The 11,664-nt window shown below is 31.8% G+C and carries 13 protein-coding genes; 7 read left to right on the forward strand and 6 right to left on the reverse strand.

What is annotated here, in order from left to right; translation table 11 throughout:
- The 6 genes from Q0C58_RS05545 to hflX all read left to right on the forward strand — a co-directional run.
- Positions 1–690 (forward strand): transporter (locus Q0C58_RS05545; RefSeq protein ID WP_290698597.1); only part of this gene is annotated, 690 nt, incomplete at its 5' end.
- A gap of 9 nt (positions 691–699) precedes the next feature.
- Positions 700–1,614 (forward strand): zinc ABC transporter substrate-binding protein, encoded by a 915-nt coding sequence (locus Q0C58_RS05550; RefSeq protein WP_290698600.1) that lies wholly within the window; start codon positions 700–702, stop codon positions 1,612–1,614.
- Positions 1,614–2,351, forward strand: a complete 738-nt coding sequence (locus Q0C58_RS05555) for a metal ABC transporter ATP-binding protein (RefSeq protein ID WP_290698602.1) — start codon at positions 1,614–1,616, stop codon at positions 2,349–2,351. Before Q0C58_RS05550 ends, Q0C58_RS05555 begins: the two co-directional genes overlap by 1 nt.
- 201 nt (positions 2,352–2,552) lie before the next feature.
- A complete protein-coding gene (locus Q0C58_RS05560; RefSeq protein WP_290698606.1) occupies positions 2,553–3,680 on the forward strand; it encodes a metal ABC transporter permease in 1,128 nt (375 codons plus the stop codon).
- Positions 3,673–4,833 (forward strand): metal ABC transporter permease, encoded by a 1,161-nt coding sequence (locus tag Q0C58_RS05565; protein ID WP_290698608.1) that lies wholly within the window; start codon positions 3,673–3,675, stop codon positions 4,831–4,833. The genes Q0C58_RS05560 and Q0C58_RS05565 overlap by 8 nt, the downstream gene beginning before the upstream one ends.
- Positions 4,834–4,940: 107 nt before the next feature.
- Complete coding sequence (hflX, locus tag Q0C58_RS05570) at positions 4,941–6,173, forward strand: GTPase HflX (protein ID WP_290698611.1); 1,233 nt, start codon at positions 4,941–4,943, stop codon at positions 6,171–6,173.
- 154 nt (positions 6,174–6,327) lie between these two features.
- Here the strand turns inward: hflX and Q0C58_RS05575 are convergent, their stop codons facing one another.
- From Q0C58_RS05575 to Q0C58_RS05600, 6 genes are all read right to left on the reverse strand, one after another.
- A complete protein-coding gene (locus Q0C58_RS05575; protein WP_290698614.1) occupies positions 6,328–7,257 on the reverse strand; it encodes a DUF3078 domain-containing protein in 930 nt (309 codons plus the stop codon).
- Between the two features lie 137 nt (positions 7,258–7,394).
- Positions 7,395–7,898, reverse strand: a complete 504-nt coding sequence (locus Q0C58_RS05580) for a DUF2480 family protein (protein WP_290698617.1) — start codon at positions 7,896–7,898, stop codon at positions 7,395–7,397.
- A gap of 130 nt (positions 7,899–8,028) precedes the next feature.
- On the reverse strand, positions 8,029–8,355 hold the full coding sequence (locus tag Q0C58_RS05585) for a DUF59 domain-containing protein (protein WP_290698621.1): 327 nt from the start codon (positions 8,353–8,355) through the stop codon (positions 8,029–8,031).
- A gap of 74 nt (positions 8,356–8,429) precedes the next feature.
- Entirely contained in the window at positions 8,430–8,855 is a 426-nt protein-coding gene (locus Q0C58_RS05590; protein ID WP_290698624.1) for a SufE family protein, read from the reverse strand.
- 39 nt (positions 8,856–8,894) lie between these two features.
- Positions 8,895–9,374 (reverse strand): hypothetical protein, encoded by a 480-nt coding sequence (locus Q0C58_RS05595; protein WP_290698627.1) that lies wholly within the window; start codon positions 9,372–9,374, stop codon positions 8,895–8,897.
- A gap of 53 nt (positions 9,375–9,427) precedes the next feature.
- Entirely contained in the window at positions 9,428–10,642 is a 1,215-nt protein-coding gene (locus tag Q0C58_RS05600; RefSeq protein ID WP_290698629.1) for a cysteine desulfurase, read from the reverse strand.
- A gap of 114 nt (positions 10,643–10,756) precedes the next feature.
- On the opposite strand from Q0C58_RS05600, the gene Q0C58_RS05605 reads away from it, so the two are divergent.
- Positions 10,757–11,587: a hypothetical protein gene (locus Q0C58_RS05605; protein WP_290698631.1), complete on the forward strand. Its 831-nt coding sequence runs from the start codon at positions 10,757–10,759 to the stop codon at positions 11,585–11,587.
- Positions 11,588–11,664 lie beyond the last annotated feature (77 nt).

The following is an 11,664-nucleotide window of genomic DNA, read 5'->3' on the forward strand; positions in this document are numbered from 1 at the left end:
CCAGATGCTACAGAATCTCCAACTGCTGTTGCTAAAAGATTTTTACAAGTAGAAACTGGCGCTTTTTATGAAAGCTTTGAAGATAATAATTTTAGAACAGAAGATTTTACTTTAAACACCATGTTAGTGCGTTATGGATTATTAGATAATTTAGAACTTCGTTTAGGTTATAATTATACAGATAGTAAAACAAGATTTGATGGTGATGAAATTGCTTCATTTACTAGTTTTTCGCCTTTATTACTAGGTTTTAAAACTACTATTGCAAAAGAAAATGGAGCAATGCCTGAAATTGGTTTTCTAGGACATTTAAATTTACCTTTTTCAGTTAAAAAGGAACTAAGACCAGAAAATACAGGAGTAGATTTTAGATTTTCTTTTGCGCATACTTTAAACGAAAAATCAAGTTTATCATACAATATTGGAGCTGCTTGGGAGAATGATAATCCAGAAGCTGCCTATCTCTACACTATTGCTTATGGTTATAGTTTAACTAATAAAATTGGAGCTTATATAGAGTTTTATGGTGATTTTCCAGAAAACAACAAAGCAAATCATTTTTGGGATGCTGGACTTACATATTTAATTTCTAATAATGTACAATTTGATGTTACGGTTGGTTCTAGTATTACCAAAGGACAAGATATTTTAGTTAGTACAGGCGTTAGTTTTAGAATACCAAAATCATAACAAATTAATATGAAAAAAAACATACTCATAATTGCAATTACAGTACTATTATTCAACTGTAAAAACGACACAAAACAAAATAATGGAAAACTAAATGTTGTAACTACAACCTCTATGATTACCGATTTAGTAAAAAACATTGGTGGAGACCATATTAATATTCAAGGTTTAATGGGAAGTGGAGTAGATCCGCATTTATACAAAGCAAGCGAAGGCGACGTTACTAAATTAGTTAACGCAGATGTTATTTTTTATAACGGCTTGCATCTAGAAGGAAAACTTGTTGAAGTGTTCGAGAAAATGGGAAGTAACACCAAAACACCAATAGAACTTGGTGCAGTTTTAGATAAATCGCAATTAATTGGTTCAGATTATTTTGCTTCAAATTACGATCCACACGTATGGTTCAATATTGCTTTTTTTAAGCAATTTTCCAATAAAGTAACAGTAATTTTATCTGAAAAAAATCCTGAAAATGCGAATAGTTTTGTTAAAAATGAAAAACTATTCCTTCAGAAATTAGAAGCTTTAGAACAAAACGTTTTGGCAACTATTGAAACACTTCCAAAGGAAAAAAGAATACTAGTTACTGCTCACGACGCATTTAATTACTTTGGCAAAAACTACGGCTTTAATGTTGTTGGCTTACAAGGATTGAGTACAGCAACAGAAGCTGGTGTTCAAGACGTGCAAAAACTAGCTGCTTTTATAATCGAGAATAAAGTAAAAGCCATTTTTGTAGAAAGTTCTGTGCCAAAACGTACCATTGAAGCTTTGCAAGCTGCAGTGAATTCTAAAGGACACGACGTTGTTATTGGAGGAACATTATTTTCTGATGCGCTTGGAAATGCTGGAACTGTAGAAGGTACTTATGTTGGGATGTTTGAATATAACGTGAATACAATTGTTAATGCATTAAAATAATGGATAAAAAAATAGCCGTAAAAGTAGATGATTTAACAGTAGCTTACAACTATAAACCAGTGCTTTGGGATATCGATTTGGAAATTCCAGAAGGTGTTTTAATGGCTATTGTTGGACCAAATGGTGCAGGAAAATCGACACTTATAAAGTCTATTTTAGGTATATTAAATCCTATAGCTGGTAGTGTTGCTATTTACGGGAAACCTTATAAAAAACAACGACAACTAGTTGCTTACGTTCCACAAAAGGGAAGTGTAGATTGGGATTTCCCAACCACAGCTCTAGACGTTGTAATGATGGGAACCTATGGAAGCTTAGGTTGGATAAAAAGACCAAGACAAAAAGAAAAAAAAGCTGCTTTAGAAGCTTTAGAAAAAGTAGGCATGTTAGCTTTTAAAAGTAGACAAATTAGCCAGTTATCTGGTGGACAACAACAACGTATTTTCCTAGCACGTGCTTTAGTACAAAATGCTTCAATCTATTTTATGGATGAGCCTTTTCAAGGTGTTGATGCTACAACAGAAATAGCCATTATTAATATTTTAAAAGAATTACGAAAAGCTGGTAAAACAGTAATAGTCGTGCATCACGATTTGCAAACTGTACCAGAATATTTTGATTGGGTTACGTTTTTAAACGTGAAAAAAATTGCCACAGGTCCAGTTAAAGACATCTTTAATGATGATAATTTAACCAAAACTTATGGTATTAACTATAAAGTGAGTATACAGGAGTAAGCTCGCAGCGATCAGTCTCAGTATTCTTTGTTTACTCTATTAAATAAAAGATAATGTAATTTCAAGTGGTTTTTGAAGTATGAAGAAATTGTATCGAGAGGCCTTTAAAAAAGTTTTCGATACAATTCTGAAAGAAAAATTTGGAATCACTCGAACTGACACATAATAAAATAGATTTCTGTTTTCGCAGGAATGACAAAAATGGACATAACAGAATATTTTCAACTAGTCTTCACCGACTATACACTAAGAACAATAACACTTGGTACAGCCATTTTAGGAGCTGTTACAGGCATGTTAGGCAGCTTTGCTGTACTTAGAAAACAAAGCTTGCTTGGAGACGCTATTTCGCATGCCGCATTACCTGGAATCGCAATTGCTTTTTTAATTACAGGTGCAAAAGACACAAATACATTACTTTTAGGCGCTCTAGTGAGTGGACTAATTGGTACGTTTTGGATTCGTGGAATCGTTAAGAAAACACACTTAAAAAGCGATACTGCTTTAGGCTTAATTCTATCATTATTTTTTGGTTTTGGAATGTTATTATTAACATTCATTCAAAAACAACCAAACGCAAATCAAGCAGGATTAGATAAATATTTATTTGGTCAAGCTGCAACGTTAGTAGAAAGTGATGTTTGGTTAATGGCAATTGTAACAGGCTTATGTTTACTAGTTTTATTATTATTTTGGAAAGAATTTAAACTCTTGTTATTTGATGCTGACTATACCAAAACATTAGGTTTCAATACTAAATTTATAGATATACTAATCACCAGTTTTATAGTTTTAGCTATTGTTTTAGGATTACAAACTGTTGGAGTAGTACTAATGAGTGCCATGCTTTTAGCACCTGCTGCTGCTGCACGACAATGGACAAATAGTTTAGCCACTATGGTTTTTTTAGCGGCTATTTTTGGAGCCTTTTCTGGTGTTTTTGGTACTGCCATTAGCGCAAGTCAAACCAATTTGTCAACAGGACCAGTAATTGTTTTGGTAGCATCGGTTTTTGTTTTCTTTTCGTTTGTGTTTTCTCCAAGTCGTGGTTTACTATTTAAACAAATTCGTCTTATACGAAATCGTCGTGATTTAGAACTTCATAAAACATTAGCTTTTATGCATAATATTGCTGAAACACATGATGATATTTCGCATCCACATGCTATTAAATTACTAAATAATTTCCAAGGTTACACACGTAAAACACTGCAAAAACTAGTAGAAAAAGATTATGTAGAACTTCAAGCCAATATGTGGAGTTTAACCAAAACTGGCTTTGAAACTGCCGCAAATTTATACACTAAACAAACTACAGAAGATGAATAGTGCTCAAATAGAAATACAACTTATAGCAAGTTTAGTAGCTATTGCATGTGCTATTCCAGGTACATTTCTAGTGTTACGTAAAATGGCGATGATAAGCGATGCCATAAGTCATTCTATACTTCCTGGTATTGTTATTGGGTTCTTTATTACACAAGATCTAAACTCACCACTATTAATTTTGTTCGCTGCTTTTACAGGGATTATTACAGTAGTTTTGGTGGAGTATATTCAAAAAACCGGACTAGTAAAAGAAGATACAGCTATTGGCTTAGTGTTCCCTGCTTTGTTTAGTATTGGTGTTATTTTAATTGCTAAAAATGCTAACGATGTGCATTTGGATGTTGATGCAGTTTTATTAGGTGAATTGGCTTTTGCACCTTTCGATAGATTACTAATTCTTGGAACAGACGTTGGCCCAAAAGCATTATGGATTATTGGTGTTATTTTACTAATAACAATTACGTTATTAATTGCTTTTTTCAAGGAATTAAAAGTAAGTACATTTGATGCTGGTTTAGCTGCCTCACTTGGTTTTTCTCCGGCGATTATTCATTATGGATTAATGAGTGTTGCTTCAGTTACAACCGTTGGTGCTTTTGATGCTGTTGGTGCTATTTTAGTAGTCGCTTTAATGATTGCACCAGCTGCAACAGCCTATTTATTAACTACAGATTTAAAGAAAATGCTTTCACTTGCCATTAGTTTTGGAGTGTTAAGTGCAATTTCTGGTTATTGGTTTGCGCATTGGCTAGATGCTTCAATTGCTGGTTCTATTACAACCATGCTAGGTTTACTGTTTTTATTGGTTTATTTATTTGCGCCAAGTAAAGGTGTTATTGCAGTTATGTATCGCGAAAAACAAAAACGTACCGAAGTGTCTTTATTAACCTTTTTACTCCATTTAAAAAACCATAATGAGTTAGAAGAAAGACATGTAAACCATCTTCGAGAGCATATTAATTGGCAAAAAGTAAGAGCCAAAACAGTACTAGAATTAGCGCTCAAAAATAATATGATTGTGGTTAATGAAAGTATTGTTTCACTTACTCAAAAAGGCAACACTTTTACATCTAAAGCGATTGATTATATTATTACCAACGAAGATGCCCAAATCGAGGACATGAAAGATGATTTCTTTTTGTTTAGAGGCTAATTATAGCATATAAATTAATTGAAGCATTCATAGCTTATGTAAAATCACTTCTATTTCAATAGATATTTATACCCGAAATGGTATAACTTTGTATTATATAATTATTTATGTTAGAAAAGAAAGATATAGCGCTAGAAAGCGCCGTTTTAATTGGTGTAGTTACTAAAACGCAAAACGAAGTTAAGTCTAAAGAATATTTAGACGAGTTAGAGTTTTTAACATTTACAGCAGGTGGAGTAGTAAAAAAACGATTCACTCAAAAAATGGAAATGCCTAACCCTAAAACTTACATTGGTACAGGTAAAATGGAACAGGTGCGTAAGTATATTCACGATAATAAAATTGGCACAGCTATTTTTGACGACGAATTGTCTGCCTCCCAAGAGCGTAGTATTAGTAAAATATTAGAATGTAAAGTACTAGATAGAACAAATCTTATTCTCGATATTTTTGCACAACGCGCGCAAACAAGTTATGCAAGAACACAAGTAGAATTAGCACAATGCGAATATTTACTACCAAGATTAAAAGGTATGTGGACACACCTTGAACGCCAAAAAGGTGGAATAGGAATGCGTGGACCTGGAGAAACAGAAATTGAAACAGACAGACGTATCGTAAGAGATCGTATTTCGCTGCTTAAAGACAAAATCAAGGTAATTGATAAGCAAATGTCTGTACAGCGCGGAAATCGTGGTAAAATGGTTCGTGTGGCCTTGGTTGGATACACAAACGTAGGTAAATCTACTTTAATGAACACTGTTAGCAAAAGTAAAGTGTTTGCAGAAAACAAACTTTTTGCAACCTTAGACACTACTGTTAGAAAAGTAGTAATCCAAAATTTGCCCTTTCTTTTAAGCGATACCGTTGGTTTTATACGTAAACTTCCAACGCAATTAGTAGATAGTTTTAAAAGTACTCTAGATGAGGTTCGTGAAGCAGATATATTACTTCATGTAGTAGATATTTCTCATCCTAATTTCGAAGATCATATCGCATCTGTAGACAAGGTTTTAGGCGAAATAAATAGTGGTGATAAGCCTGTTATTATGGTTTTTAATAAAATTGATGCCTACGAAGCTAAACCTTTTGATAAAACCGATTTAATTGCTAAACGTACCGAAGAGCATTACAGCCTTCAGGAATGGAAAAAAACGTGGATGAATAGAGTTGGTAAAAACAACGCGCTATTTATATCTGCATTAAACAAAGAGAATTTAGAAGACTTTAAAAAGCGTGTTTACGAAGAGGTTAGAGAAATCCACGTAACACGTTTTCCGTATAATCATTTTCTGTATCCAGATTACGATTATGCTAATATGGGAAAAGAAGAAGAATAAAATAATTTGGGCGTTACCTAAAGGTCAGGCTGTACGCTATATCTTTTATTTGCCATATATGGCAGCAAATAAAAGGATACCGCTTCCATCCTTAACGCAAATAAAAAAGGTGAAACATTTCTGTTTCACCTTTTTTATTGAGTAGTACTTTGTATTATAGACTATAACTTAATCCTAATAACCAGTAAGATTGTAATTTGTTATCTCCATCAGCTAAATTTACACCTTGGAAATTAGCAGCTTCTTGTTTGTTGCTTCTTAAACCAAAGTCAAAACCAACACCAATCATTTTCCATAAAGTATAGCCAAATGAGTTAGTCCAAGTTACGTTAGATAAATCTCCATCACTATAACTTTGGAAAGTAGATAGGTTAGACTTGAAGCTAATAGCACCAATTTGTCTTGTATAATCTGCAACAATTTTAGCACCTAAAGAAGATTCGAAAACAGAATCTCCACTAGCAAATACAAAGTTGTAGTTTAATGGGTGAATAACAACAATTAAGTTTTCTAAAGGAGTCCAAGTTCCACCAACACCAACATCTAAATATCCAGGATCGTTAAAGTTGTCTAATAAAGTAGTTCTGTATTCCATTAAACCAGATACAGCAAAGTTTTTAGTAATGTTTCTTCCGTATAGAGAAGAGATATTAAATACATCTGTAGTTGCATTAAAATCTTTATCATCTACCTCAAGAGCAGTTCCTTCTAAAATATCATTAGATTTATCATCTAATTTTACCCAGTTTAAGTTTGTTGTTAAAGCGTTTCTCCAGAAAAATTTATCTTCAATTAAGTTTGCATAAGCATTAACAGATATACCAATGTTTCCAGATGCATTATCAGGAGAACCTTGAGAGTACCAGTTGCTAAAGTTAGAAAGTGTTCCACCTACTGTTCCAAAAAGACCTTTTCTCCATCCTGGAAGAGCATCTATTTTAGCTTGTAAAGCATTAGCTTCTCCTTGAGCAGCATCTGCAATGGCTTGCTTTTCAGTTTTTTGAGCTACTAAATCTTCTTTAGTTTGTGCATTCATCGATACAATTCCGACAAAAAATACAGATAATAGTAATAATTTTTTCATGTTTATTAATTTAAAGTTTATTAATTTAAAATTTTTTAAAAATCCTGAGCAAAGATATGCTTTGTAATAACTTAATCAAAAATATTACAATAATATAATATACTGATATTCAATTAGTTAGTAAATATTAAGTGTTGTTAGCTTTTAAAAAGTGGTACAAAGGAGCAAGCCTCTCCATACATTAAAGATTTCGCTACTGGTTTAAGCTTTTTTACAAGCATAGTGTAAGCGTTTACAGGCACTGGCTTACTAGCACAACCTTTAATAATTATAGGTTTATTTCTAAAAAATTCTATATCTATTTGGTTGATAATGTCCTGGTAAATGGAAGTCTCTAAATCCTCTAAAGTTCCAATAACGGCTTTTTCGACAAATGGTTCTAAATTTACGACCAAAAGCATAAAAGCCCAAGCAGGAATTATAGCATCTGTAGAACATTTTAATGCTATATATTGATTTTGGTGTTGAGACCAATTGTAGTTTTTTACAAGTTCACGAAAATTTTTCTCTCTAAGAACTAAACCTTCAAATAGCCAGTCTTTAATATCAAACAAGACACGATCACCTTCAGGATAATAGTCCTCAAGGTCAAAAGTGACTAATTTACTATTCGCTACGCGATTTATTATTTCGTCTTTCAAAATGAATTTATAATGTTGAAAAAGTTAAAAGTATTTAAGTTGAAACTTTATAAAGTATAAAATGTTTTTAGTTTGAGTAATCACAATAGAGTTAGACTGCTAACTTGAGACTATATACTGTTAACTAATTTTATAGCATGCCAAGTTCTAGTTTCGCTTCCTCACTCATTAATTCTTGTGTCCAAGGAGGATCGAAAGTAATTTCTACTTTTGCATCGTTAACATCCTTTAGTGATTTTACTTTTTCTTCTACTTCTAGAGGAAGTGTTTCTGCCACTGGACAGTTAGGAGTTGTTAATGTCATTAATATTTTAACATCATAATCTTCATTTACAAAAACATCGTAAATTAATCCTAGTTCGTAAATATCTACAGGAATTTCCGGATCGTAGATTGTTTTTATAACTGCTACAATTTTCTCTCCTAATACTGTTGTATCTATTGTGTTTTCGCTCATTTTTTATTTCTATACTTTGCCTTATTTAAAGTTTAGTCGTAAAGCTGTAAATAACTCTACAACTAATAAACAGGCTATTTAATTTGTGTTTGGTATGCAATTGCATACATTTTAAGTTGTTTTATCATGCTTACTAAGCCATTTGCTCTTGTAGGTGATAAATGCTCTTTCAGTCCTACTTTATCAATAAAATCTGTATTTGCTTCAATAATATTTTTGGGATGTTGATTTGAAAACGCGCGAATTAATATTGCAATTATTCCTTTAGTTATTATAGCATCACTATCCGCAGAAAAAGATAATATGTCTTCATTCATTTCTGCGTGAACCCAAACTTTACTTTGGCAGCCTTTAATAATATTGTCTTCGGTTTTAAATTGGTTCTCAATTAAAGGCAGGTTCTTACCTAAATCTATCATATATTGATAGCGTTCTTCCCAATCTTCAAACATTGCGAATTCTTCTATAATTTCGTCTTGTATCTCTTGAATGCTTTGCATTTTATAATCAATTTTACTTATACAAAATTACAAAAATCTTTAGTTCTTTTCTTTTGTTGTGTCTGCTATTTTTATAACTAAATTAATTAAGGTTTCAATCTCTTTATTTGGCTTTCCTTCATCGAAAGTAGGGACTCTATAAGATTCATTATTTTTAATAACATTTAAGTTAACTGCAGCTGCACCATCATATTGATGTGCTTTAGAAGGCGATTCAAGAATATTCATACCTTTTAAATTCAATTCTGATACTGTAGCCATTAAGTCATCCCAATCTTTTTCAGAGCAAGAAGTAACTACAGGTTTGCTACTGTGTCCATTTTGAAAACTTACCGTTTTATTTTCTAATATAATTTTATTAAATGAACCTCTAGACTGCGTAGTATACTCTATTTTAAAGTTTTCTTGCACTAGTTTAGGTTGTGTATTTACAGATTCGTTTAGACTTGTCTTAGCAGCTTCAGTAGCTCCACAAGCATTTAGAAGTATCGAAAAAAAAAGTATTGTAATTATTTTCATTTTGTAATAGTTGTTTGTTTATAGTATAATATTACAAAAAAGAAGCCAAAGTATTAAGACAGCATCATTTTTGCCTTTTTAACACCTTCAATTAAAGCATCAATTTCCTCTTTTGTGTTGTAAAAAGCGAAGGAAGCTCTAACAGTTCCTGGAATATTATAAAATGTCATAATTGGTTGCGCACAATGGTGACCTGTTCTAACAGCAATTCCCATTTTATCTAATAAAGTACCAACATCATAAGGATGAATACCTTGTAAGTTAAAACTAATTACAGAGGTTTTGTTTTTAGAAGTTCCATATATTTTTAAGCCTTCAATTTCAAGAAGTCTTTTAGTTCCATAAGCTAACAATTCATTTTCATAATTTGCAATCTTATCGAAACCAATAGCATTCATATAATCTAAGGCTGCACCAAAGGCAATACCACCACAAATATTTGGTGTTCCTGCTTCAAATTTATGCGGTAAACCTGCATACGTTGTTTTTTCGAAAGAGACTTGATCTATCATTTCGCCACCACCTTGATATGGAGGCAACTTAGTAAGCCATTCTTCTTTTCCATATAACATACCAACTCCTGTTGGACCACATATTTTGTGTGCTGAGGTTACATAAAAATCAACATCTAATGCTTGAACATCTGGTTTTACATGAGGACAAGCTTGTGCACCATCAATTAATACAGCAGCACCAACGTTATGGGCTTGCTCAATTATTAACTCAATAGGATTTATTGTTCCTAATGCGTTAGAAATATGATTTACAAATACCAGTTTTGTTTTGTCTGAAAGTAATTCGGTATAACTATCCATTTCCAATTCACCTTCTTGGTTCATTGGTATTACTTTTAAAATAGCTCCTGTTTTTTCACATAACATTTGCCAAGGCACTATATTACTATGGTGTTCTAAAGCTGAAACTATAATTTCGTCTTCTTTTTTTAAAATTGAAGCAAAACCACTTGCAACTAAATTAATACTTTCTGTAGTTCCTGCAGTTAATATAATTTCGTACGAATGCTTTGCGTTAAAATGCTTTTGAATAGTATTTCTTGCAGCTTCGTATTTATCTGTTGCTTCTTGACTTAACGTGTGAACACCTCTGTGTATATTAGCATTATAATTACTATAATAATCTACAATAACGTCTATAACTTGTTGTGGCGTTTGTGAGGTTGCGGCATTATCAAAATACACTAGAGGTTTACCATTTACTTTACGTTGAAGTATAGGGAAATCTTTGCGAATTTTGTTGATGTCTAGCATACTGCAAATTTAGTGTTTGTAGTTTTAAAAATGAATATTGAATGGTTAAAAATACTTATAAATTTTAGTATAAAATTGATATATATATATTGGCATAATATTAAAAACAAATATGTGATAAAAAATTTATATCTACTTATTTTAACTGTTTTACTTATTTTTTCTTGTTCTTCTGAAAACGAAAGTCCAGAACCTCCATGTTTAGCTCCAGTTATAGAATTGGATGAAATTACTCTAACGGAAGCTGTTTTTAGTCGAACTTCAAGTAATCCTATACAGGTTGAATATGGTACAGAAGGTTTTGCTTTAGGGACAGGAACCATTATAGACGTTTTAGATAACATCTTTTCAGTTACTGGATTATTACCTTTTAAATCTTACGATTTATATGCTAAAACGATTTGTCCTTCTTTAAATAGTGAGTGGTTTGGACCTTTAAATTTTGTGACTCAATGTGATGTTAATAATGGAGTATTTAATGGTGTTTTTTTAGACAATCAGGCTGAAGTAGATGCTTTTGGAGCTCTGTGTTATTCTGAAGTAAATGGAGTATTACGAATTGGGACTTCTTTAAATAATGATATAATACTATTAAGTAACATTAACTCTGTTACAATTGATATTTTAATAGTAGGAACGCAATTAACTTCTTTAAAAGGTATTAATATTACAGAGAATTTACCAATATTACAAGTAGTCTCTAATAATAGTTTAATAAATCTAGAAGGGATTAATTTGACAGATACAATTGAAATTTTAAATGTTGAGGGCAATAGTTCATTAGAGTCTTTGGTTGGTTTAGAAGAGTTAAATTCAATTACTACCAATTTAAGAATTGAAAATTGTAATAATTTCTCTTCATTTAATGGTTTAAATAATCTTGAAGATTTGCTTTTTGGAGATTTTATAGAAAAAATAGTTGAATATCCGTTTAATGTCCATTAGCAGTAATGCTAGCGATAATAAGCCTATCAAATATTTTTTCTCCAAAATATCTTCTATTGAGCTTATAAACAAACTCA

The sequence above is a fragment of the Lacinutrix sp. genome, from assembly GCF_023299985.1.
Taxonomy (GTDB): domain Bacteria; phylum Bacteroidota; class Bacteroidia; order Flavobacteriales; family Flavobacteriaceae; genus Lacinutrix.

Bases quoted from the DNA above. Each gene is read 5' to 3' on its own strand.
- Q0C58_RS05550 (WP_290698600.1), top strand. From the start codon at position 700: ATGAAAAAAAACATACTCATAATTGCAATTACAGTACTATTATTCAAC.
- Q0C58_RS05555 (WP_290698602.1), top strand. From the start codon at position 1,614: ATGGATAAAAAAATAGCCGTAAAAGTAGATGATTTAACAGTAGCTTAC.
- Q0C58_RS05560 (WP_290698606.1), top strand. From the start codon at position 2,553: ATGGACATAACAGAATATTTTCAACTAGTCTTCACCGACTATACACTA.
- Q0C58_RS05565 (WP_290698608.1), top strand. From the start codon at position 3,673: ATGAATAGTGCTCAAATAGAAATACAACTTATAGCAAGTTTAGTAGCT.
- hflX (WP_290698611.1), top strand. From the start codon at position 4,941: ATGTTAGAAAAGAAAGATATAGCGCTAGAAAGCGCCGTTTTAATTGGT.
- Q0C58_RS05575 (WP_290698614.1), bottom strand. From the start codon at position 7,257: ATGAAAAAATTATTACTATTATCTGTATTTTTTGTCGGAATTGTATCG.
- Q0C58_RS05585 (WP_290698621.1), bottom strand. From the start codon at position 8,355: ATGAGCGAAAACACAATAGATACAACAGTATTAGGAGAGAAAATTGTA.
- Q0C58_RS05590 (WP_290698624.1), bottom strand. From the start codon at position 8,855: ATGCAAAGCATTCAAGAGATACAAGACGAAATTATAGAAGAATTCGCA.
- Q0C58_RS05595 (WP_290698627.1), bottom strand. From the start codon at position 9,374: ATGAAAATAATTACAATACTTTTTTTTTCGATACTTCTAAATGCTTGT.
- Q0C58_RS05600 (WP_290698629.1), bottom strand. From the start codon at position 10,642: ATGCTAGACATCAACAAAATTCGCAAAGATTTCCCTATACTTCAACGT.